Raw genomic sequence first — 21,857 nt, forward strand, 5'->3', positions numbered from 1 at the left:
AATGAGTGACGCACCGCCCAAAACGGAACAGGATTCCAGCCTGAAGATCTATTTTCGTTTGCTGGGATACGTCAAACCCTACGCTGGCATTTTCCTGCTGAGTATCCTGGGCTTCGTGATATTTGCGTCCACCCAACCCATGTTGGCGGGGATTCTCAAATATTTTGTCGATGGTCTGAGCAATCCCAATGCGGTGCTCTTTCCCACCGTTCCGTATCTCAAGGACTTGAAACTGCTGATGGCGGTGCCGCTGCTGATCATTCTGATCGCTGCCTGGCAGGGCCTGGGGTCGTTCCTGGGAAACTATTACCTGGCCAGGGTATCCCTGGGACTGGTGCACGACCTGCGGGTCGAACTGTTCAACAAACTGTTGGTGCTGCCTAACCGCTACTTCGATACGCACAACTCCGGGCATCTGATTTCCCGAATCACGTTTAACGTCACCATGGTTACCGGCGCCGCCACCGATGCTATCAAGGTGGTGATTCGTGAAGGTCTCACTGTGGTCTTCCTCTTCGCTTACCTCGTCTGGATGAACTGGAAGCTGACGCTGGTGATGTTGGCGATCCTGCCTTTGATTGCATTAATGGTGAGCAGCGCCAGTAAAAAATTCCGCAAGCAAAGTAAAAAAATCCAGGTGGCCATGGGCGACGTTACTCATGTCGCGTCCGAAACCATCCAGGGGTACCGCGTGGTGCGCAGTTTTGGTGGCGAGGGCTACGAAAAGCAGCGCTTTGCCAATGCCAGCCAGGGTAATACCGATAAACAACTGCGCATGACTCGCACCGGCGCTGTCTATACACCCATGCTGCAACTGGTGATTTACACCGCCATGGCGGCTCTGATGTTCCTGGTGCTTTTTCTGCGTGGCGATGCGACGGCTGGCGATCTGGTGGCTTACATTACTGCGGCGGGCTTGTTGCCCAAGCCGATTCGCCAGCTTTCGGAAGTCAGCTCCACCATCCAGAAAGGCGTGGCCGGTGCTGAAAGCATTTTTGAACAACTGGACGTCGAGCCGGAAGTCGATAGGGGAACGGTCGAGAAGGAGCGCGTCAGCGGCCGTCTGGAGGTTCGCAATCTGAGTTTCACCTACCCTGGCGCTGATCGGGAGGTGCTCAAGGACATCAGTTTCACGGCGGCACCTGGGCAGATGATTGCACTGGTGGGGCGTTCAGGTAGCGGTAAGTCGACCCTGGCGAGCCTCATCCCGCGCTTCTATCACCATGACGTCGGGCAGATTTTTCTCGACGAGGTGGAAATAGAAGACTATCGCCTGCGCAACCTGCGTCGACATGTCGCCCAGGTCACCCAGCACGTCACACTGTTCAACGACACGGTGGCCAACAATATCGCCTACGGGGATTTGGCCGGCGCGCCACGGGCCGATATTGAGAAGGCGGCTGAAGACGCCTACGCCATGGACTTTATTGCGCAGCTGCCCAAGGGGCTGGACACCGAGGTGGGTGAAAACGGCGTGCTGTTGTCCGGCGGGCAGCGTCAGCGTCTGGCCATTGCCAGGGCCCTATTGAAGAACGCACCGTTGCTGATTCTCGATGAAGCCACGTCGGCCCTGGATACCGAGTCCGAACGGCATATCCAGGCCGCGCTGGATCAGGTCATGAAAGGCCGCACTACGCTGGTCATTGCGCATCGTTTGTCGACCATCGAAAAGGCCGATCTGATCCTGGTGATGGATCAGGGCCGGATTGTCGAGCGTGGTGTTCACAGCGAGCTATTGGCGCAGAATGGCTATTATGCTCGTCTCCACGCCATGGGATTGGACGCTCCCACTCAGGACATCGCCTGAGTACGGGTCAAGCCTGTGGGGGGCTGTGCTCCTGCAGGCATTTGTATCTAATCGCTTACTTGTAGTGACCAACCCACAATAAATCTATGACCCGCGCTTGATATGGTTCCGACTACAGGAAGTCCTGCTGAACGAATTTTGGATCATGAGGGGGTAACCCCCAGCGCGCGGGTATTCGAATGCTGCAACGTTATCTCTGGAAGCTGCTGCCCAAGTCGCAGCGCTCCTTCTTGTTGGGACGCTTGTCGGTGGTTGACCGACAGATCGTGAACAAATCGATGTCAGCCAACTGCCGCTTCCCCAAAGCCTTCGCGCAGCGCGCTTGTCTGTTCATCCATGTGCCCAAGTGCGCCGGAAGCAGCATTTGCACGGGCATGTTCGATGGCTACAGCCCGGGTCACTTGCCGCTGTACTGGTACCAGGAGCAATTTCCAGAGCAGTACGCGGGCAGCTTCAAATTTGCTTTTGTCCGTGACCCGTTGGAGCGCACATATTCGGCCTATGCTTTCCTGCGAGGGAATACGTTGGGAGCACGCGATCATGCCGCACAAAACCTGGTAAGCCATTATCGGGACTTCGATGATTTCGTCGCCCGCTGGCTGCATCCGGAAAACATTACACGGCAATTGCATTTCACCGCCCAGACGGATTTCCTCACCGACTCCCTTGGCCACTTGGCGATGGACTTCATCGGTTATCAGGAGTACCTGAGCCGTGATTATCAAAGGGTGTGCGAGCATTTGGGGTTGACTGCAACGTTGCCCCACGTAAATCGTACCCAGCAACGCGTGGCGTTGCCGGTCCGGGAAATCTGCTCTGTGCGTACCCGCCGTTTGGTACGGCGAGTGTATCAACGTGACTACGAGATGCTCGGCTATGAATGAAACGTCAAAGGTGTTGATGCCAACGTCAGAGATTGGCCCTTGCGCACTGGCTGTTGCGCCAAAGGACCGGGCCGCGATCAAGTCCCAGAGGCCGCGTTGTATCTGGCTGACTGGGCTATCAGGTGCGGGCAAGTCTGCGCTGGGCAATGCTTTGGAGGTGCAGCTCAACCAGCAAGGCTTGCACACCTGCCTGCTCGACGGCGACAACCTGCGCCGGGGGTTGTGCCGTGACCTGGGGATGGACGCCGAGGCGCGCAAGGAAAATATCCGGCGGATTGGCGAAGTGGCGCGCTTGATGGTCGATGCCGGCCTGATCGTGATAGTGGCAGCAATCTCCCCGTTTCGCGCTGATCGGGAGACGGCGCGAAAATTGTTCCCTCAGGGCGTCTTTCTGGAGGTTTATGTAAGCACGCCTTTTGAAGTTTGCGCCCAGCGTGATCCCAAGGGGTTGTATCGGGAAGCGCGCGCCGGGCGGATCAAGAATTTCACCGGGCTCGACAGCCCCTACGAGGCGCCGCTGTCGCCCGACTGTGAGATCGATACCAGCGAGGTGGAACTGGCCCAAGCCGTTGGCCGACTTTCGGCACTGCTGCAAAAGGAATGAAAAAAGCGCAGGTCAGGAGGGCCATGGACGAGCCTTCGCCAACCCTGTGCTAATATCGCGGCCCTGTTCATTTTGTATGTGGGATGCTCCATGAAGTTGTCCATGCCGCGATTCGATCAAGCCCCTGTATTGGTGGTCGGCGATGTCATGCTCGACCGCTATTGGCATGGCGGTACCTCACGGATTTCCCCTGAGGCGCCGGTTCCGGTGGTCAAGGTCGAACACATCGAGGACCGTCCCGGTGGTGCCGCCAACGTTGCCTTGAACATCGCCGCCCTTGGTGCACCGGCCTCTCTGGTGGGGGTGACCGGTGACGACGAAGCCGCCGACAGCCTGACCAATAGCCTCAATGGCGCCGGCGTGCGGGCGATATTCCAGCGGGTTGCGCACCAGCCGACCATCGTCAAGCTGCGGGTCATGAGCCGTCACCAGCAACTGTTGCGGATCGATTTCGAAGAACCGTTCGCCACCGATCCCCTGGCCCTCGGGGCGGAGGTCGATAACCTGCTCGAAGGCGTCAAGGTGCTGGTGTTGTCGGACTACGGCAAAGGTGCGTTGAAAAACCATCAGGCGCTGATCCAGGCCGCTCGTGCCCGTGGCATTCCGGTACTGGCTGACCCCAAGGGCAAGGATTTCTCGATCTACCGCGGCGCGAGCGTGATCACGCCGAATCTCAGCGAATTCGAAACCATCGTCGGCGGTTGCGCCGATGAGCACGAACTGGTGAGCAAAGGCGCTCAGCTGATGCAAGACCTCGACCTCGGCGCTTTGCTGGTGACCCGTGGCGAACATGGCATGACCCTGCTGCGTCCCGATCATCCGGCGTTGCACCTGCCGGCGCGTGCCCGTGAAGTGTTCGACGTGACTGGTGCCGGCGATACCGTGATTTCCACCCTGGCCGCGGCCATCGCCGCCGGCGAGGAACTGCCCCATGCGGTGGCCCTGGCGAACCTGGCGGCGGGCATTGTCGTCGGCAAGCTCGGTACTGCCGCCATCAGCGCCCCGGAGCTACGCCGCGCGATCCAGCGCGAAGAAGGCTCCGAGCGGGGCGTGCTGGGCCTGGAGCAATTGCTGCTGGCCGTCGACGACGCCCGTGCCCACAACGAGACAATCGTTTTCACCAACGGCTGCTTCGACATCCTGCATGCTGGCCACGTGACCTATCTCGAGCAAGCCAGGGCCCAGGGCGATCGCCTGATCGTCGCGGTCAACGACGATGCATCCGTGAGTCGTCTCAAAGGGCCGGGGCGGCCGATCAACAGCGTCGACCGGCGCATGGCGGTCCTGGCTGGTCTTGGCGCGGTGGATTGGGTGATCAGCTTCAGCGAAGGCACGCCGGAAAACCTGCTGCGCGAGGTCAAGCCGGATGTGCTGGTCAAGGGCGGTGACTACGGGATCGATCAGGTCGTGGGAGCGGACATTGTCGCGGCCTACGGCGGCACTGTGAAGGTGTTGGGGCTGGTGGAAAACAGCTCGACGACGGCGATTGTGGAAAAGATCCGCAATCACTGAGCCTTTGCTGGTGACAATGTGTCAGGCAATGCGCCAACCTGTGGGAGCGAGCCTGCTCGCGATAGCGATGTGTCAGCCAAATCGAGGCTGACGGGTCCAACGCCATCGCGAGCAGGCTCGCTCCCACAGGGCCCATCACCAACTCGATGACGTTAACGAGCCACCTTGCGCGGCACGATCTTCTTGAGCAATTGCCGGGCCTTGCCCCTCAGCCGGGTCAGCCCCGACTCCTTGCCCGGTGGCGTCAGCCCTTGCTGGTGCAGCCAATCCTTCCAGCGAATCCGCTCGTCTCGTACCAGCCAGCCGTCCTGCCTGGCAAAACTCTCCGCCAGGTACAGCCCGCGGGTGCTGGCCGGGTACAGTTGATCCTTCTTCAAGGTGTACAGCTCGGGCAAGGGTTGGCCGTCCTGTAGCGGCATCAGGTAAAGATCAGGTCGCTTGCGGTCCAGGCGCGCCACCAGTTGGTCTCCCTCCAGGCGCTCATCCACATGAAACAGGCTCAGGGACTTGGCTTCCTTGGGCACATCCAGGCGCAAATCGTAAATCAGTTGCAGCGAGGCCGTCGGCAGGTGCACGTAGGCGCGTGGTCGCTCGATCAGTTGCAGGTTGGCGCTGCGCACTGGGCGGGCCGAACCGGACAGCGGCGTCAGGCGAAACGGCAAGGCTTCACGATAATGCAGGGCGGTGGCGTATGGCGCGGGCAACCAGGTGTCATTGAAGCGTCCGCCAAGCCAGCCCTCGGGGGTTTCCAGAAGGCATTCTTCGGCAATTTCACTGATGGCGGTGAGCAGCGGCAGGTTCAGTTCATGGGCCGGGACATAACCGGAAATCAACTTGAGCACCACGTCGCCGCGGTCCTGTCGACGCTGGCGCACCAGCACCCAATAGTCGCGGTTCTGCCAGTGCAGGGTCAGGCGCACCGAGACACCGAGGTTTGCCAGTTCCAGGGAAAAACGCTCGGGGTCGTCCACCGTCACCGGACGGCGCCGCTGCAGGGTTTGGGAAAAATTCAATGGCATCCCGACGCTCTGGTAAGTCAGGCCTTCGGGTGTCGCTTCGACGAACAGGGGCAGGGTCTTGAAGTTGCTGGGGTTTTTTCTGATGAGCGTGCGCGGCATGTCGGCTCCTTCCTTAAGGCCGCGCAGGGCGGCGTCAGTTTTTACGTAGGACCTTGGCTACGGTCGCGACGTTATGGGCGAGGTGCAGCGGATTGATGGTGCCGACAATAGCACTGGCGACACCGGGATGTTCAAACAACAGTTCGAAGCTGGCCCGGACCGGGTCCACACCCGGGTTCAGGCAGACGTGACCGCTGGCCAAGGCTTTCTTCACCAGAATGGCCTTGCCATGCAAGGCTGCGTAGTCAATGACAGTCTTCTCGTTTCGTTCGTTCAGATTGTAGGTGACCATCGCGCAATCGCCTTGCTCCAGGGCTTTCAAACCGCCCTCGACGGTTTTGCCGGAAAAGCCGAAGCCGCCGATCTTGCCCTCGCGCTTGAGCGCCGCCAGGGTTGGGTAGACCTCGCTGTCGTTGAGGATCGCCAGGTCGTTGCCGTCGGAGTGCACCAGCACCATGTCGATGTAGTCCGTTTCCAGGCGCTTGAGGCTGCGTTCCACCGAGAGTCGGGTGTGGGCGGCACTGAAATCGTGGTGCGACTGGCCGTCACTGAACTCTTCACCGACCTTGCTGACAATCACCCAATCCTGACGCTGGCCGCGCAACAACGGGCCCAGGCGTTCTTCGCTGCGGCCATAGGCCGGCGCGGTGTCGATCAGGTTGATGCCCAGGTCACGCGCCAGTTTGAGCAGCATGCGCGCTTCGTCGTCATCGGGAATCTGGAAACCGTTGGGGTATTTGACCCCCTGGTCGCGGCCGAGCTTGACGGTCCCCAGGCCCAGGGGTGAAACCCGCGGGCCGTTATTGCCCAGCGGGCGATGCAAGTCGTGCAGGGTCGGTTGGCTCATGGCAGCAGTTGCTCCCAGGCCGGGATGCCCATGGGCGGTTTCGGCAGGTCCGGCAATGGCGCCGGATGGCTGGGGGTGATGCCATCGCGTTGCAGCGTGGCGATCACTCGATCGGCAAAGTCCGGGGCCAGGGCCAGTTTGGTCGGCCAGCCCACCAGCAGGCGATCCTGTTCGGCGAGAAAGGCGTTGTCCGGGCGGGTCAGGCCCGATTGCAGCGGTTCGGCGCGGTCGACCCGCAGCGTGGCCCATTGTGCGGCGCTGAGGTCGACCCAGGGCAGCAATTGGCCAAGTTCTTTCTGGGCGGTAGCAATCTGCGCGGCGGGCTCGCGGGCCACGCCGTCGGCTTCGGCAATGTCGCCGCCCAGGTACCAGACCCATTGGCCATCGGCGGCCGGGTGGGTGGTCACGGTGATGCGCGGCTTCGGCCCGCCCCCCAGGCAGTGGGCGTACAGCGGCTTGAGGCTCGGTCCCTTGACCAGCACCATGTGCAACGGCCGACGCTGCATGGCCGGTTGCTCCAGGCCCAGGGCACTGAGCAGATCGGCGGTGCCGGCCCCGGCGCTGAGGACGATACGCTGGGCGCGAATCTCGCGGCCATCAACCTTGAGGCCGATCAGTTCGTCGCCGTCGCGCAACGGCTCGATATCTTTGCCGGCCAGCAAACCATCGCCGGCCAGATCTGCCAGCCGCGCAAGCAGGCTGGGGACGTCCACCACCAACTCGGCCAGGCGATAGACCTTGCCCTTGAAGCGCTTGTCTTGCAGGGCCGGCGGCAGTTGCTCGCCCTTGACCTGATCGACCCGCCCACGCACGGCCTTGCTGGCGAAGAAGCTGGTGAGGTTGCCGGCCAGGGTGCCGGGAGACCAGAGGTAGTGAGCTTCGGACAGCAGGCGCACGCCGGACAGATCCAGTTCGCCCTCGCCAGCCAGGGCTTCGCGCCAGCGGCGTGGCATGTCGGCGATGGCTTCCGAGGCGCCGGTGAGGGCACCGTGCAACGCGTACTTGGCGCCACCATGGATGATGCCCTGGGATTTGATGCTCTGCCCGCCGCCGAGGCTGGCGCTTTCCACCAACACAGTCGAAAAGCCCTGGCGGCGCAGGCGCGCATTCAGCCAGAGGCCGGCGACTCCGGCGCCGACAATCAGAACGTCGGTGGAAATAACGGATGGCATGCAGCGACCTCAGTGTTCAAGACGAGGGCGCAGTATACAGACTCGATGGATGGAGTTTTCGCCGCTCAACCTGTGGGAGCAACGCTTGCTCGCGATACCGGCGCCTCGGTTCCAGAGAGACCGCGTCATTTTATCGCGGGCAAGCCTTGCTCCCACAGATTTCTCCTTGCCACACATGTGCTATCAGCCCCATTAATCCATGTTTTCAGTGCCCGGCAGTCTTGGAAAACAGCTGGATCACCACCACCCCCAGTACAATCAACGCCATCCCCAGCATCGCCGGCACGTCCAGCTTCTGCCCGTAGATGAACAGCGCCGCCACGCTGACCATGACGATCCCCATCCCAGCCCAGACCGCATATGCCACGCCCACCGGAACGGTGCGCACCACCAGGGTCAGCATCCAGAATGCGATGCCGTAGCCGGCGATCACCAGCAGCAGAGGCAGGGGTGTGCTCAAGCCTTTGATCGCTTTCATCGACACGGTGGCGATCACTTCGGCGCAGATGGCGATGGCCAGGTAGTAGTAAGCGTTCATAGGCGAAGATCCTCTTGAAGGGTGCGTCTTTCTGTGTGGACATTTTAGGGCACGGTAAGATGGGGTAAAGTCATTACCTATCTGTATACGAGATAGGTCGGGGCATGAGTGTTCTGTGGAATCTGGAGCAGCTGCGGCTGTTTGTCGGTGTCGCCGAGAAACGTTCGTTTTCCGCCGTGGCGCGGGACCAGCGCAAGGCTCAATCGGCCATTAGCAGCGCGATTGCGTTGTTGGAAACCGACCTGGGCGTGACGCTGTTCGAGCGCAGCAGTGGCCGCCAGCCGAAGCTCACCGAAGCCGGCGAGGCCTTGTTGGAAGAGGCGCGGGAAGTGCTGCGCCAGTGTGAGCGTCTCAATGGCCGGGCCCTGGCCCTGATGCGCGGTCAGGAGGCGATGTTGCGCCTGGCTCAGGATGAGGCGATGCCCTATCAGCCGGTCATCGACAGCCTGGCGGCCCTGGCCGAGCGGTTCCCGACCCTCGAGGTACAACTGGCCAGCGCCGCGCAGGGCGATGTGGCGCGCAAACTGGTGGAGCGCCGCGCTGACCTGGGGTTGTTGTTTTATCACGACCAGATCCCCGAAGCGCTGGAGCGCCGGGTGCTGGGCAGCGTCGAGATGGTCACGGTCTGTGGCAGGGGGCATCCACTGGCGAGCCATGATTACGTGACCTGCCTGGAAATGGCCCGGCATCGACAATTGCTCATGGCGACCCAGTCCAGTGTCTACCCCGGGAGTGAACAGGCCAGCCCGCAGGTCTGGCGCGCCGACAGTTTCTACGTCTTGGCCGAATGGCTGAGAAGCGGCCTGGGCTGGGCGTGGCTGCCACGGCATGTGGTGCAGTACCCGGCGTACCTGGGGGATATGGTCGAGCTCAACAGTGAGTGGACCCCGCCGGCCCTGGTGGTGGAGCTGGTCTGGCGCCGCGACGAGCCGTTGGGCCCGGCCGCGCGCTGGCTGGCGGAACGTTTTGCCGTGCAGTTGCAGGCGATCGGCTGAAAACCCGATAAACTCCGCCGCCATGAACAGAACTCTCTATAGCGCATTGTTTTATCTGGGGCTGCCACTGGTAGCGATTCGGCTCTGGTTGCGGGCACGCAAGGCGCCGGCCTACGCCCGGCGCATCGGCGAGCGTTTTTCCTGGGGTTTGCCGGTGATGGTGCCGGGAGGCATCTGGGTCCACGCCGTGTCGGTGGGCGAGAGCATCGCCGCCGCGCCGATGATCCGCGCCTTGCTGCAACGTTATCCACAACTGCCGATCACGGTCACCTGCATGACGCCCACCGGCTCCGAGCGCATCCAGGCGTTGTTCGCCAACGAGCCACGCATTCAGCATTGCTATTTGCCCTACGACTTGCCCTGCGCGGCCAACCGTTTCCTCGATCGGGTTCGGCCGGTGCTCGCGGTGATCATGGAAACCGAGTTGTGGCCCAACCACATTCATCAATGCGCCAGGCGCGGCATCCCTGTTGCCCTGGCCAACGCGCGACTGTCGGAGCGTTCTGCGCGCGGTTATGCACGTTTGCCCAAACTCACCCGGCCAATGCTCGCCGAGATGAGCCTGTTCGCTGTCCAGACCGAAGCCGAGGCCGAGCGCTTGCGCCAGTTGGGTGCCCGGGCGCAAACCGTCGAGGTCACCGGTTCGATCAAGTTCGACCTGACCATCGATCCGCAACTGCTGGAAAGCGCCAGCGCCTTGCGCCATGAGTGGCAAGCGACGGAACGCCCGGTGTGGATCGCCGCCAGCACCCATGAAGGCGAAGATGAGGTGGTGCTGGCCGCCCACCGTCGGTTGCTCGCCAGTTATCCCGATGCGTTGCTGATCCTGGTGCCGCGCCATCCCGAGCGTTTCGATTCAGTGCATCAATTGTGTGAGAACGAAGGTTTCGCCACGGTGCGGCGTTCCTGCGCACAGCCTGTCACTGCCCAGACCACGGTGCTGCTGGGCGATACCATGGGCGAGCTGTTGTTTCTCTACGCGCTGGCCGACAGCGCGTTTGTCGGCGGCAGCCTGGTACCCAACGGCGGCCATAACCTGCTGGAGCCGGCGGCACTGGCCAAGCCGGTGCTCAGCGGGCCGCACCTGTTCAACTTCCTCGAAATCGCCGCGCAACTGCGGGCTGCCGGGGCGCTGGCGGAAGTCGAAGATGCCGAAAGCCTGGCTCTGGCGGTACAACGCCTGTTCGAACTGCCTCGCGATGCCCAGCGCATGGCCGAGGCGGGGCTTGCGGTGATGCGCACCAATCAGGGCGCGTTGCAGCGGTTACTGGAGGGGTTGGGGCGGTTGATCGACTGAGTATCTGTGGGAGCAACGCTTGCTCGCGATGCAAGCGCCCCGGTTCCAGGGCGATCGAGTTGTATTCATCGCGGGCAAGCCTTGCTCCCACAGGAGGTCGCTGGCAGAGCTTCCCTCCGAGGGGTTACTGCGTCGGCCGCGAGCGCAGTTGCTCCGCCGCAGCCTGTGCCAGATCCGGCGGTAGAAAGTCCTTGTCCGGGTTGTAGTCGGGTTTGAGATAGCGCGACAGGTCCTGCAGATCCGACGGGCTCAACGTACCCGCTGCCTGCTTGAGCCGCAGGTTGTCGAGGATGTAGTCGTAGCGGGCGTTGTTGTAGTTGCGCACCGAGGTGTACAGCTGACGCTGGGCATCGAGTACATCGACGATGTTGCGCGTGCCCACCTGGTAACCGATCTCCGTGGCTTCCACTGCGCTCTGGTTGGAGATGATGGACTGGCGGCGGGCCTGGACCTGTTCCACATCGGTATTCACCGCCCGGTGCAGGTTGCGGGTGTTCTCCACCACCTGCCGGCGCAGGGCCTCGCGCTGTTGTTCGGTCTGAGTCAGTTGCGAGTAGGATTCGCGCACCTGAGAGCTGGTCAGCCCGCCGCTGTAGATCGGGATGCTCAATTGCAGGCCGATGGTGCGTTGCTCGGCATCGCCACCATAACGCTGGCCGGTGGGGCTGGGGTTGGTAAAACCGAGGCCATCGTTGTCGCCTTTTTTGTATTGGGCGATCGCATCGAGGGTCGGGGCATGCCCGGACTTGCGCTGACGCAGGGTGTCTTCGGCGGCCGTGACGGCGTAGTTGCTGGCCAGCAGATTGAGGTTCTGCTTGGCGGCCGTATCGACCCAGGCCTTGGCGTCGTTCGGTGCCGGCGGCAGGATCGGCAGCGTGTGGACGATGCCCTGGAGCGAGTTGTACTGACGGTTGGTCAGGGTGATCAGGGCTTCGAAGGCGTCGTCGACCTGCCGCTGGGCCAGGATCCGGTTGGCTCGCGCGGTGTCGTAGCTGGCCTGGGATTGCAGCACGTCGGTCTTGTCCGACAGACCCACGTCGAAGCGCTCGTTGGACTGGTCGAGCTGACGCTTGAACGCCGCTTCCTCGGCCTTGGTCGAGGCCAGGTTGTCCTGGCTGCGCAGCACGTTGAAATAGCTCTCGGCGCTTTGCAGGATCATGTTCTGTTCAGTGGCCGAGAGTTGCAGCGACGCTTGTTCGTTGACCGACTTCGCCGCCTGGAACTGAAACCAGCGATCGGCACGGAAAATCGGCTGGGACAGCGTGGCCTGGTAGACCGTACCGCTACGGGAGGCGGTCATGGCGGGCTCGTCGAGCTCGGTACGGGTGTTGTTCAGGTCGGCACCGGCCGACAGGTTGGGTAACAACCCGGCGCGCGCCTGGGGCACCACTTCTTTCTGGGCGCCATACTGGGCGCGGGCGGCGGCCAGGTCGGCGTTGTTGTCCACCGCTTCCTGATACACGCTCACCAGATCGGTTTTGGTGGTCAAGGGCGCTTCGGCAGCCCAGGCCATTCCATTGGACGCACAAGACACGGCAAGGGCCAGTGAGAGTTTGCGCAGCATGAGGCGTTCCCTACTTCTCAAATGATTGCGCACAAGAGGCGCGGCGTAGCGAGTGTAGTTGCGCGCACGCACGGCAACAATCCTGTATATGCGCCATTCATCACGCCTTTTGCCGTCGCGATGGCGTTCTGCGGTGGTTATGTCTAGACTGGCCGGGTTCTTGTCGGGGTGCCTTGCTATGAGGCTGAGATCGAATAATTTCGGATCCCGTTGAACCTGATCAGGTTAGCGCCTGCGTAGGGAACAAGATTTCTCGTCACCCGGCGAGTCCTCTTGTGCTTCGTCCGGGATGTTGTTCGACAATCGACTTTCGATCTTCGAGCATCCTCGAGCAGCAAGCACAGCGTCCGCACTCTCGTGCAGGGACGCGTCCATTCGTTACAGGTTCGCTCCGACAAAAATCCACTGCCTGGATGTGTGTCTGGAGAGCCCGTGATGACGACAAAATCAAAAAACGCGACCAACCTCAGTGATTCGGCCAAGGTCGATGAGCAATCGGTTCAGCCCTTTACCCGCTCGCAAAAAATCTATGTCCAGGGCAGCCGCCCGGATATTCGCGTGCCCATGCGCGAAATCAGCCTCGACGTGACCCCCACCGACTTTGGCGGCGAAATCAATGCGCCCGTGGTGGTGTACGACACTTCGGGTCCCTACACCGACCCGAATGTGATCATCGACGTACGCAAAGGCCTGGCCGATGTGCGCTCACCGTGGATCGAAGCCCGTGGCGACACCGAGCGCCTGGCGGGACTGAGCTCCAACTTCGGCCAGGAACGCCTGGCCGATCCCGAGCTGACCAAACTGCGCTTCGCCCATGTGAACAACCCGCGTCGCGCCAAACCCGGCGCCAACGTCAGCCAGATGCACTACGCGCGCAAAGGCATCATCACCGCTGAGATGGAATACGTCGCCATCCGCGAAAACATGAAGCTGGAAGTGGCCCGCGCCGCCGGCCTGCTGGACCAGCAACACGCCGGCCACAGCTTCGGTGCCAGTGTGCCGAAAGTCATCACCCCGGAATTCGTGCGTGACGAAATCGCCCGGGGGCGCGCGATCATCCCGGCCAACATCAACCACACCGAACTGGAACCGATGATCATCGGCCGTAACTTCCTGGTGAAGATCAACGGCAACATCGGCAACAGCGCACTGGGCTCGTCCATCGAAGAAGAAGTGGCGAAGCTGACCTGGGGCATTCGCTGGGGTTCGGACACGGTCATGGACCTGTCCACTGGCAAGCACATCCACGAAACCCGCGAGTGGATCATCCGCAACTCGCCGGTTCCGATCGGCACCGTGCCGATCTATCAGGCCCTGGAAAAAGTCGGCGGCGTGGCCGAAGACCTGACCTGGGAGCTGTTCCGCGACACGTTGATCGAACAGGCCGAGCAGGGCGTCGACTACTTCACCATCCACGCCGGCGTGCTGCTGCGTTATGTGCCGATGACCGCCAAGCGCGTCACCGGCATCGTCAGCCGTGGCGGCTCGATCATGGCCAAGTGGTGCCTGGCGCACCACAAAGAGAACTTCCTCTACACCCACTTCGAAGACATCTGCGAAATCATGAAGGCCTACGACGTCAGCTTCTCGCTGGGCGATGGCCTGCGTCCGGGTTCGATTGCCGACGCCAACGACGAAGCGCAGTTCGGTGAGCTGGAAACCCTCGGCGAGCTGACCAAGATCGCCTGGAAGCATGACGTGCAGTGCATGATCGAAGGCCCGGGCCACGTGCCGATGCAGTTGATCAAAGAGAACATGGACAAGCAGTTGGAGTGCTGCGACGAGGCGCCGTTCTACACCCTCGGCCCGCTGACCACCGATATTGCGCCGGGCTATGACCACATCACCTCCGGTATCGGTGCGGCGATGATTGGCTGGTTCGGTTGCGCCATGCTCTGCTACGTCACCCCGAAAGAACACTTGGGGCTGCCAAACAAGGATGACGTGAAGACCGGGATCATCACCTACAAGATCGCCGCGCATGCGGCCGATCTGGCCAAAGGGCACCCAGGCGCGCAAATCCGCGACAACGCCTTGAGCAAGGCGCGTTTCGAGTTCCGCTGGGAAGACCAGTTCAACCTCGGCCTGGACCCGGACACCGCCCGCTCGTACCACGACGAAACCCTGCCGAAGGATTCGGCCAAGGTCGCGCATTTCTGCTCGATGTGCGGGCCGAAGTTCTGCTCGATGAAAATCACCCAGGAAGTGCGCGAATACGCGGCCAACCAGCGCATTGAAGCGGTGGATGTCGAGGTCGCCCAGGGCTTGGCGGAACAGGCTGAGCGGTTCAAGAAGGAAGGTAGTCAGCTGTACAAGAAAGTGTGATTTGAGCTGTGGGGGGCGGTGTTTTCACTGCCCTCATCGCGAGCAAGCTCGCTCCCACAGGGGATCTGCTGTGGACGCAAAGTCTGTGTGCGCCGTTGATCCTCTGTGGGAGCGAGCTTGCTCGCGATAGCGGCCAAAAAAACAACAAATATTCCTCTGAGATAACAACCCTTGAACATCCAACCCAGCACCTACTCTCCCGACGCCGCCGTCCCCTTGGACAGGCGCGTCTTCGGCGCCCGTGATCTGTTCTCCCTGTGGTTTTCCCTCGGCATCGGCCTGATGGTCTTGCAGGTTGGCGCCTTGCTCGCGCCGGGCCTGGGCCTGAGCGGTTCGTTGCTGGCGATTTTCCTCGGCACGCTGGTGGGCGTCCTGCTGCTGGCGGCCGTCGGAGTGATCGGCAGTGACACCGGCCTGTCGGCCATGGCCGCCCTCAAGCTCAGCCTCGGCGGCAAGGGCGCGAGCGTGCCGGCGGTGTTGAACCTGCTGCAGTTGATCGGTTGGGGCTCATTCGAAATCATCGTCATGCGTGACGCCGCCAGCCTGCTCGGCGCCCGGGCCTTCAGCGAAGGCAGCCTGGGGTCGAACCCACTGCTGTGGACATTATTTTTCGGCGCACTGGCGACCCTGCTGGCAGTGAGCGGGCCGCTGACGTTCGTGCGTAAGGTCCTGCGCAAGTGGGGCATCTGGCTGCTGCTGGCGGCGTGCATCTGGCTGACCTGGAACCTGTTTGCCAAGGCTGATCTGGCGGCGTTGTGGGCGCGGGCGGGAGATGGTTCGATGCCGTTTGCCGTCGGTTTCGACATTGCGATAGCCATGCCGCTGTCCTGGTTGCCGCTGATTGCCGACTACTCACGCTTCGGCAAACGCGCAAAAAACGTCTTCGGCGGCACCGCGCTGGGGTTCTTTATCGGTAATTTCTGGCTGATGAGCCTGGGCGTGGCCTACACCCTGGCGTTCGCGCCGAGCGGTGAAGTCAACGCGCTGTTGCTGGCCCTGGCGGGCGCCGGGTTGGGTATCCCGCTGCTGCTGATTTTGCTGGATGAATCGGAAAATGCCTTCGCTGATATCCACTCGGCGGCGGTGTCCAGCGGCATGCTGACGGGGTTGAAAGTCGAGCACCTGGCCTTGGCGATTGGCGTGGTCTGCACCTTGATCGCCTGCTTCGCGCCGTTGGCGCAGTATCAGAATTTCCTGTTGCTGATCGGCTCGGTGTTCGCACCGCTGTTCGGGGTGGTGCTGGTGGACCACTTCATCCTGCGCAAGCGCGCCAGCCGGGTCGTGTCAGCGGCGTTGTGCTGGCCGGCACTGTTGGCCTGGCTGGGCGGGGTGAGCACCTATCACCTGCTGGCCAACTTCTACCCGGACATCGGCGCCACCCTGCCGTCGCTGGTCCTGGCAGGGTTGCTGCAACTGATACTGGGCCGGGCTTTCAACTACGGCCGGGAAACAGCTCGGGCTTGAGGATGCCATTGAGGCGCGGGTAAGCGATCTTCAGTTCGATGTGGCCCAGGGCGTATGGCGCGATAGTGCTCACTTGGTACTTGAGGATCACCCCGCCGTAGGTCAGCGCCACGTTCGGGGTTTTCTGGAACGGCCACTGCTTCACGAACTCCGGTTCCTGATCCAGTTTGGTGCTGATCAGCCAGCTGTTGTGGGCGACCTGCACGGCTTTCCAGAACGCCTCTTCCTGGCCCGGCAGCAGCATGTCCGACAGCGTCAATACCTTGTGCTGCTGGCGCGAATAGTTGATGAAACCGCGCCCCGGCGTACCGTGCGCACCTCCAGTGTCCAGGTAACTGGACAATTCGATGATCACCAAGCCGTCATGCTGCTCCCGTACCTTGGCTTGCAAGTAACTGCTGTTGCGCGGCGCTGCGCTGCGCAAAAACTGCTCGCGGTAGGCGGCCAGCGTCGGCGCCACCGGAGCGTCCGGTGTGGTGCGGGTCATTTGCAGCAGGCGTTTCTCGATAATGCCGTCCAAGGCCGGCTCGGCGGGAAAGCGCAGGGTGTCAATGTTGACCAGGGGGCAGTCGGCGCTGGCGCATCCTGGTTGCAGTTGTTCCGAGGCATCGCGGGTGGTTTCCAGCGGAGCGCGGTAGTTGGGTTGGAACAGGCTTTGGCAAGCGCCCAGGGTCAGGGCAATAGTGGCCACGCAAAGGGTTTTGAAAAGCGACATGGGCGTCCTTCATGAAACAGGGAAAGGCGAAAAGTTACCCGCTTCGACTGTCGGCAGGGCAATCAGTTCGCCACTAAGCTCATTAGAGTGGCTTTGAGGGCAGCCGTCTATCCCGATGACTGGAAAGGGGCTGCATCAAACGGTACGGGCGCGTTAGGATGGCGCGAAGCCGAGGCTGGAACCTCGCATCGATCCGCTGCAAACGAGGACTGTCATGACCGATTTCGCCAACGCCACACCGAGCGCCGTGGACATCGTAAAGCGTGAAAACTGCTTTCAGGGTTTCTACAAACTCGATCGCGTCCACCTGCGCCACGAGTTGTTTGCCGGTGGCATGAGCCGTGAAATCAGCCGTGAACTGTTCGTGCGTCATGACGCGGTGTGCGTGCTGCCCTACGATCCGCAACGCGATGAGGTGGTGCTGATCGAGCAGTTTCGCGTCGGCGCCATTGGCAAGACCACCAATCCCTGGCTGGTGGAGCTGGTGGCCGGCCTGATCGACAAGGACGAGCAACCGGAAGAAGTTGCTCATCGCGAAGCGCAGGAGGAAGCTGGGCTTGTCTTCGCTGCGCTCTGGCCGATGACCAAGTATTTTCCATCGCCGGGCGGCAGCAATGAATTCGTGCATCTTTATTTGGGGCGTTGCGACAGTGCGGGGGCCGGTGGCCTGCATGGGCTTGTGGAAGAAGCCGAAGACATTCGTGTGAAGGTCTGGGCTTTTGAAGATGCCTTGCAAGCAGTGCGCGACGGGCAGATTTGCAACGCGGCCAGCATCATTGCCTTGCAATGGCTGGCCTTGAATCGCGATGAAGTGAGGGGGCTATGGTCTTAAGCAAGCTGCGCGACCGTTATCGCGTCGATCTGGTCGGGTTGCAGGCCGCCTGCGAGGCCAACTACGCCCGCCTGATGCGCTTGTTGCCGGACATGCGCAACGACCCCGCGCCCCGGCGCATCGCCGTGACCCATGGCGACCAGATGCTCGGCGTGCTGGCCATTGAAGTGCTGCAAACTTGCCCATACACCACCACCTTGCAAGTGCGCCAGGAACACAGCCTGCCGTGGCTGCCGGTGCCGCAACTGGAAGTGCAGGTCTATCACGATGCGCGCATGGCCGAAGTCGTGAGCGCCGAACATGCGCGACGTTTTCGCGGCATCTATCCTTATCCCAATGCGTCGATGCACCAACCGGATGAAAAGGCCCAGTTGAACCTGTTTCTGGGGGAATGGCTGAGTCATTGCCTGGCGCTGGGCCACGAATTCGAGGTTGTTCGGTAGCTGCCGGTCAAAAACTGGACACTGGTTGTGAACCGGTTCCGGTTCGCGGGTTTCCCCTTTCGATCTTCCCCAGCATAATTGCCGCTTCATCCAATGGCGTAGTCGCGCCTGGGAGAGAGCGATTTGCCGAGCGTATCCACCTTGACCACCGCCGATACGGCGCTGCTGGTCCAACTGTCTGACAGTCACCTGTTTGCCGAGGCCGACGCTTCGTTGCTGGGCATGAACACCCGCGACAGCCTGCGGGCGGTCATTGACTTGGTGCTCAAGCAGCAGCCGAACATTGACCTGATGCTTGCCACTGGGGATTTGTCCCAGGACGGAACGCTGCAGTCCTATGAGGCGTTTCGGCAACTGAGTGCGCGTATCGACGCGCCGGCGCGTTGGATTCCCGGTAACCATGATGAGCCGCAGGTGATGCTTGAGGCGGCGGTCAAGAGTACGTTGCTCGATCCGGTGGTGGACATTGGCAATTGGCGGGTGACGATGCTCGATTCTGCCGTGCCAGGTTCTGTGCCGGGGTTTTTGGCCGAGGAGCAATTGATTCTGTTGGCCAATGCTTTGAGCGAGGCGCCGGAGCGACATCACTTGGTGTGCCTGCATCATCATCCTGTTTCGATTGGGTGTGCGTGGATGGAGCCGATTGGGTTGCGTAATCCTGAGGCGCTGTTTGCGGTGTTGGATCGGTTTCCTCAGGTGCGTGCTGTTCTGTGGGGGCATGTGCATCAGGAGGTTGATCAGGTGCGTGAGGGGGTTCGTTTGTTGGCTTCGCCTTCGACCTGTATTCAGTTTGAGCCGGGGAGTGAGGATTTTGCGGTGGGGGGCAGGCGCCGGGGTATCGGTGGTTGCGGCTTTTGCCGGATGGGCGGTTGGAGACGGGGGTTGAGCGGGTGGTTGGGTTTGCGTTTACCCCGGACTATGGCTCCAACGGGTATTAAGTTCGGCCCAACTGTGGGAGCGAGCTTGCTCGCGATGGCGGCCTTACAGCCGGCCAGGATGTTGTTGACCGGGTACATATCCATTGCTGCGGTAACGGCCACTTATGGTTCCGCCCTTACGGCGGGTCACTTTCGAAAAGCGCGAAAGTAACCAAAGCGCTTCTGCCCCACCACTCGGCACCTCGCCTAGGCTCGGTGTGCCCGAACGTAGGCATTGCTCCGTGGGCCCGCCGCGAAGGGCCATCCATGGCCCAGCGCGGCTAACCCGGCATCCATGCCGGGTTGCCCACTCCACAATGCCTGCGTTCGGCCAGCGTGGTTAACGGGGCGCCCAAGATCAACCTCCACCGCGAGGCGGCCTGAGAGCCGGCCTGGCTCTTGCAGGTGTACACCCATCAGACTTGTTTGAGCTGGACCTGTGGGAGCAAAGCTTGCTCGCGAAGGCGGCGGTACATTCGGCATTGATGCAAGCAGACTCACCGCTATCGCGAGCAAGCTTTGCTCCCACAAGATTGGCGGTGGGCACTGATCTTATAAGCGACCGAAATCAGGCCGCCATCGCGAGCCTGCTCGCGATGGCGGCCTGACAGCCGACCAGGGTTGTGGGAATGGTCGGACACGCGTCCTGACGCAAGCAGATTTTTCCGACGAACTCTGGCGGTTGCCGGGTGGGAAGGGCTGTCGCTAGTCTTTTTCCGTCGCTGCAAATTCAGCGGCCGGGCTTGGAAATCCGATAAGTAGACGGCGCGAAAGCGCCCTTCATAACGTATGCTTGCGGTCGTTTTTTGACCATGCTTTCGTTATGGCGGCTGTGCGCGGGAGACCTTCGGGTCTGTCGGGCTCGTTTACCCCGGTTTTCCAACCTGCGTACGGCTGCCACCCCCTCGCTTGGAAACGAACGTGGTAGCTCCAACCAGTAAACGGAGTGTCACCCTATGTTCAAAGCCACACCCAATCCCCCCGAAACTGATCCCTCATCACCCCACGCCGGTCTCGATCCCCAAAAACTCGATGAAGCCGCCAAGCGGGCCATCGACCATTACCTCGACCCCAAGCCCCAACCCCCAACCCCCAACCCCCAACCCAAGAAGAAACAACCCTCAGGTCCATTGTTCTCCGTCGCGGAGAGCGCAGACACCGAAACCCTCCTAGCCAACCTCAGCGAAACCCTGGCCTCCGCCAACGCCATGCTCGGCGACCTGACCTTCGACCTGGAAGGCTCGCGTCGGCATTTCGCCCTGGGAGTCCAGCAGATGATCGAACTCAGTGAATTGTTGGCGAACCGGGCGTTGGATATCGTCGATCCGCGCTAGCGCCGAGCGGAAGCATTGTGTGGGAGCACTTATCGCCGACCTGTCTCCGGTGGCAGTACTTCAATCCAACTGTGGGAGCGAGCTTGCTCGCGAAGATGGTGGTACATCCAACGCTGATGCAAGCTGGTCCACCGCCATCGCGAGCAAGCTCGCTCCCACATTTTTTTCGAGTTGTTCTCAGGTATCGCATTCACCACAAATCCCTGTGGGAGCGAGCCTGCTCGCGATGGCAGCGGCACATTCAGTATTGATGCAAGCAGACCCATCGCCATCGCGAGCAAGCTCGCTCCCACAGGAGAAACGCGATCACCCTAAGCCAGGTCGGCTCTCAGGCCGCCTCGCGGTGGACGTTGATCTTGGGCGCCCCGTTAACCACGCTGGCCGAACGCAGGCATTGTGGAGTGGGCATCCCGGCATGGATGCCGGGATAGCCGCGCTGGGCCATGGATGGCCCTTCGCGGCGGGCCCACGGAGCAATGCCGGAGTGAGGGCACACCGAGCCTAGGCGAGGTGCCGAGTGGTGGGGCAAAAGCGTTTTGCTTACTTTTGCCTGGGCCGGCATTCCGGCTTCTCAAAAGTGAGCCGCTGTAAGAGCGGAACCATAAGTAGCCGTTACCGCAGCAATGGATATGTACTCAATCAGACCGCCATCGCGAGCAGGCTCGCTCCCACAGTTTGATCGAAGTACAACCGGGAGAAACAGATCGGCTACAAAGCCGCCTCGCGAGCAAGCTTTGCTCCCACAGGTGCTGTGATCGACGGATCATAGGAGGCGACAACACGGGCAAATCCCCCCCAATCACCGCAATCTCCCTGTAAACTCCGCCCTTTGCCCAACACCCAGGGAGTCGGCAATGTCGGGTTCGATCCTTTACATCCACGGCTTCAACAGCGCCCCAGCGTCGACCAAGGCCAGTCAGTTGATCGAAGTAATGGCACGCCTCGGCCTCAGCGACCAGCTACAGGTGCCCGCCTTGCATCACCACCCCCGCCAGGCCATCGGTCAGCTGGAACAGGCGATTGCACAACTGGGCCGCCCACTGCTGGTCGGCAGCTCGCTCGGCGGCTACTATGCGACTCACTTGGCCGAGCGCCACGGGCTCAAGGCCCTGCTGGTCAACCCTGCGGTCAGCCCCCATCGGATGTTCGACGGTTACCTGGGCACGCAGAAGAATTTGTACACCGATGAAACCTGGGAATTGACCCACGACCACGTCACGGCCCTGGCCGAACTGGAAGTGCCGGCGCCCCAGGATCCGCAGCGGTATCAGGTATGGTTGCAAACCGGTGACGAAACGCTGGATTATCGCCACGCCCAGCAGTATTACCGCGCCTGTGCCTTGCGCATCCAGGCCGGCGGCGACCACAGTTTTCAAGGGTTTGCCCAGCAGTTGCCGGCGCTGTTGAGTTTTGCCGGCATTGGCGCCGATTTGTACCAGGCGATCGACTTCACGTCGCTGTGAGCCATCGCCTCTTTTTCATTGAACAC

The 21,857-nt window shown here is 61.4% G+C and carries 18 protein-coding genes, 1 pseudogene and 1 riboswitch; of the genes and pseudogenes, 13 read left to right on the plus strand and 6 right to left on the minus strand.

Annotated features, from left to right (window positions below; genetic code table 11):
• Position 1 precedes the first annotated feature (1 nt).
• The 4 genes from msbA (at position 2) to hldE (ending at position 4,807) form a co-directional block, all read left to right on the plus strand.
• Positions 2-1,807: a lipid A export permease/ATP-binding protein MsbA gene (msbA, locus tag AC3I65_RS01950; protein WP_047225897.1), complete on the plus strand. Its 1,806-nt coding sequence runs from the start codon at positions 2-4 to the stop codon at positions 1,805-1,807.
• Between the two features lie 179 nt (positions 1,808-1,986).
• A complete protein-coding gene (locus tag AC3I65_RS01955; protein ID WP_107321434.1) occupies positions 1,987-2,691 on the plus strand; it encodes a sulfotransferase family 2 domain-containing protein in 705 nt (234 codons plus the stop codon).
• The gene (gene cysC, locus AC3I65_RS01960; protein ID WP_305467203.1) at positions 2,684-3,295 is read left to right on the plus strand and encodes an adenylyl-sulfate kinase; all 612 of its coding nucleotides are present in this window, start codon (positions 2,684-2,686) and stop codon (positions 3,293-3,295) included. Before AC3I65_RS01955 ends, cysC begins: the two co-directional genes overlap by 8 nt.
• Positions 3,296-3,385: 90 nt before the next feature.
• Positions 3,386-4,807, plus strand: a complete 1,422-nt coding sequence (hldE, locus tag AC3I65_RS01965) for a bifunctional D-glycero-beta-D-manno-heptose-7-phosphate kinase/D-glycero-beta-D-manno-heptose 1-phosphate adenylyltransferase HldE (protein ID WP_047225895.1) — start codon at positions 3,386-3,388, stop codon at positions 4,805-4,807.
• Positions 4,808-4,959: 152 nt separating this feature from the next.
• Here hldE and AC3I65_RS01970 read toward each other — a convergent pair whose 3' ends face one another.
• The 4 genes from AC3I65_RS01970 to AC3I65_RS01985 all read right to left on the minus strand — a co-directional run bounded on the left by AC3I65_RS01970 (position 4,960) and on the right by AC3I65_RS01985 (position 8,482).
• The gene (locus AC3I65_RS01970) at positions 4,960-5,925 is read right to left on the minus strand and encodes a hypothetical protein (protein ID WP_047225894.1); all 966 of its coding nucleotides are present in this window, start codon (positions 5,923-5,925) and stop codon (positions 4,960-4,962) included.
• A 34-nt stretch (positions 5,926-5,959) separates the two neighbouring features.
• Entirely contained in the window at positions 5,960-6,772 is an 813-nt protein-coding gene (locus AC3I65_RS01975; protein ID WP_047225893.1) for an aldo/keto reductase, read from the minus strand.
• On the minus strand, positions 6,769-7,944 hold the full coding sequence (locus AC3I65_RS01980) for an NAD(P)/FAD-dependent oxidoreductase (RefSeq protein WP_047225892.1): 1,176 nt from the start codon (positions 7,942-7,944) through the stop codon (positions 6,769-6,771). The genes AC3I65_RS01975 and AC3I65_RS01980 overlap by 4 nt, the downstream gene beginning before the upstream one ends.
• 205 nt (positions 7,945-8,149) lie before the next feature.
• Positions 8,150-8,482: a DMT family transporter gene (locus tag AC3I65_RS01985; RefSeq protein WP_047225891.1), complete on the minus strand. Its 333-nt coding sequence runs from the start codon at positions 8,480-8,482 to the stop codon at positions 8,150-8,152.
• Positions 8,483-8,586: 104 nt separating this feature from the next.
• Between AC3I65_RS01985 and AC3I65_RS01990 the strand changes: the two genes are divergently transcribed.
• Together AC3I65_RS01990 and waaA are read left to right on the plus strand one after the other, a co-directional pair.
• Positions 8,587-9,477: a LysR family transcriptional regulator gene (locus AC3I65_RS01990; RefSeq protein WP_047225890.1), complete on the plus strand. Its 891-nt coding sequence runs from the start codon at positions 8,587-8,589 to the stop codon at positions 9,475-9,477.
• Positions 9,478-9,499: 22 nt separating this feature from the next.
• Positions 9,500-10,774, plus strand: a complete 1,275-nt coding sequence (gene waaA, locus AC3I65_RS01995) for a lipid IV(A) 3-deoxy-D-manno-octulosonic acid transferase (protein ID WP_160893748.1) — start codon at positions 9,500-9,502, stop codon at positions 10,772-10,774.
• Positions 10,775-10,898: 124 nt separating this feature from the next.
• On the opposite strand, the gene AC3I65_RS02000 is transcribed toward waaA, so the two are convergent.
• Positions 10,899-12,338, minus strand: coding sequence for a TolC family outer membrane protein (locus AC3I65_RS02000; protein ID WP_047225888.1), 1,440 nt, complete (start codon positions 12,336-12,338; stop codon positions 10,899-10,901).
• Positions 12,339-12,492: 154 nt separating this feature from the next.
• A riboswitch (TPP riboswitch) is annotated at positions 12,493-12,598 on the plus strand.
• Positions 12,599-12,773: 175 nt separating this feature from the next.
• On the opposite strand from AC3I65_RS02000, the gene thiC reads away from it, so the two are divergent.
• Together thiC and cytX are read left to right on the plus strand one after the other, a co-directional pair.
• Positions 12,774-14,663, plus strand: a complete 1,890-nt coding sequence (gene thiC / locus AC3I65_RS02005; protein WP_076382918.1) for a phosphomethylpyrimidine synthase ThiC — start codon at positions 12,774-12,776, stop codon at positions 14,661-14,663.
• A 171-nt stretch (positions 14,664-14,834) separates the two neighbouring features.
• Positions 14,835-16,127, plus strand: a complete 1,293-nt coding sequence (gene cytX / locus AC3I65_RS02010; protein ID WP_047225886.1) for a putative hydroxymethylpyrimidine transporter CytX — start codon at positions 14,835-14,837, stop codon at positions 16,125-16,127.
• On the opposite strand, the gene AC3I65_RS02015 is transcribed toward cytX, so the two are convergent.
• Positions 16,096-16,842, minus strand: a complete 747-nt coding sequence (locus AC3I65_RS02015; protein WP_076382914.1) for a DUF3298 domain-containing protein — start codon at positions 16,840-16,842, stop codon at positions 16,096-16,098. The genes cytX and AC3I65_RS02015 overlap by 32 nt on opposite strands.
• A 214-nt stretch (positions 16,843-17,056) precedes the next feature.
• Here AC3I65_RS02015 and AC3I65_RS02020 point away from each other — a divergent pair, with 214 nt between their 5' ends.
• The 5 genes and pseudogenes from AC3I65_RS02020 (at position 17,057) to AC3I65_RS02040 (ending at position 21,831) form a co-directional block, all read left to right on the plus strand.
• Positions 17,057-17,674, plus strand: coding sequence for an NUDIX domain-containing protein (locus AC3I65_RS02020; RefSeq protein ID WP_076382912.1), 618 nt, complete (start codon positions 17,057-17,059; stop codon positions 17,672-17,674).
• Positions 17,665-18,117, plus strand: coding sequence for a DUF1249 domain-containing protein (locus AC3I65_RS02025; RefSeq protein ID WP_047225883.1), 453 nt, complete (start codon positions 17,665-17,667; stop codon positions 18,115-18,117). The genes AC3I65_RS02020 and AC3I65_RS02025 overlap by 10 nt, the downstream gene beginning before the upstream one ends.
• Positions 18,118-18,240: 123 nt before the next feature.
• Positions 18,241-19,055 (plus strand): annotated as a pseudogene (gene cpdA / locus AC3I65_RS02030) (3',5'-cyclic-AMP phosphodiesterase).
• A gap of 935 nt (positions 19,056-19,990) precedes the next feature.
• Positions 19,991-20,368, plus strand: coding sequence for a DUF6124 family protein (locus tag AC3I65_RS02035; protein WP_488523426.1), 378 nt, complete (start codon positions 19,991-19,993; stop codon positions 20,366-20,368).
• Positions 20,369-21,222: 854 nt separating this feature from the next.
• Positions 21,223-21,831 (plus strand): YqiA/YcfP family alpha/beta fold hydrolase, encoded by a 609-nt coding sequence (locus AC3I65_RS02040; RefSeq protein WP_047227287.1) that lies wholly within the window; start codon positions 21,223-21,225, stop codon positions 21,829-21,831.
• Positions 21,832-21,857: the final 26 nt, after the last annotated feature.

This window comes from Pseudomonas sp. N-1-13 (assembly GCF_057787095.1).

Coding starts and splice junctions, on each gene's coding strand:
- msbA (WP_047225897.1), top strand. CDS start 2: ATGAGTGACGCACCGCCCAAAACGGAACAGGATTCCAGCCTGAAGATC.
- AC3I65_RS01955 (WP_107321434.1), top strand. CDS start 1,987: ATGCTGCAACGTTATCTCTGGAAGCTGCTGCCCAAGTCGCAGCGCTCC.
- cysC (WP_305467203.1), top strand. CDS start 2,684: ATGAATGAAACGTCAAAGGTGTTGATGCCAACGTCAGAGATTGGCCCT.
- hldE (WP_047225895.1), top strand. CDS start 3,386: ATGAAGTTGTCCATGCCGCGATTCGATCAAGCCCCTGTATTGGTGGTC.
- AC3I65_RS01970 (WP_047225894.1), bottom strand. CDS start 5,925: ATGCCGCGCACGCTCATCAGAAAAAACCCCAGCAACTTCAAGACCCTG.
- AC3I65_RS01975 (WP_047225893.1), bottom strand. CDS start 6,772: ATGAGCCAACCGACCCTGCACGACTTGCATCGCCCGCTGGGCAATAAC.
- AC3I65_RS01980 (WP_047225892.1), bottom strand. CDS start 7,944: ATGCCATCCGTTATTTCCACCGACGTTCTGATTGTCGGCGCCGGAGTC.
- AC3I65_RS01985 (WP_047225891.1), bottom strand. CDS start 8,482: ATGAACGCTTACTACTACCTGGCCATCGCCATCTGCGCCGAAGTGATC.
- AC3I65_RS01990 (WP_047225890.1), top strand. CDS start 8,587: ATGAGTGTTCTGTGGAATCTGGAGCAGCTGCGGCTGTTTGTCGGTGTC.
- waaA (WP_160893748.1), top strand. CDS start 9,500: ATGAACAGAACTCTCTATAGCGCATTGTTTTATCTGGGGCTGCCACTG.
- AC3I65_RS02000 (WP_047225888.1), bottom strand. CDS start 12,338: ATGCTGCGCAAACTCTCACTGGCCCTTGCCGTGTCTTGTGCGTCCAAT.
- thiC (WP_076382918.1), top strand. CDS start 12,774: ATGACGACAAAATCAAAAAACGCGACCAACCTCAGTGATTCGGCCAAG.
- AC3I65_RS02015 (WP_076382914.1), bottom strand. CDS start 16,842: ATGTCGCTTTTCAAAACCCTTTGCGTGGCCACTATTGCCCTGACCCTG.
- AC3I65_RS02020 (WP_076382912.1), top strand. CDS start 17,057: ATGACCGATTTCGCCAACGCCACACCGAGCGCCGTGGACATCGTAAAG.
- AC3I65_RS02025 (WP_047225883.1), top strand. CDS start 17,665: ATGGTCTTAAGCAAGCTGCGCGACCGTTATCGCGTCGATCTGGTCGGG.
- AC3I65_RS02035 (WP_488523426.1), top strand. CDS start 19,991: ATGTTCAAAGCCACACCCAATCCCCCCGAAACTGATCCCTCATCACCC.
- AC3I65_RS02040 (WP_047227287.1), top strand. CDS start 21,223: ATGTCGGGTTCGATCCTTTACATCCACGGCTTCAACAGCGCCCCAGCG.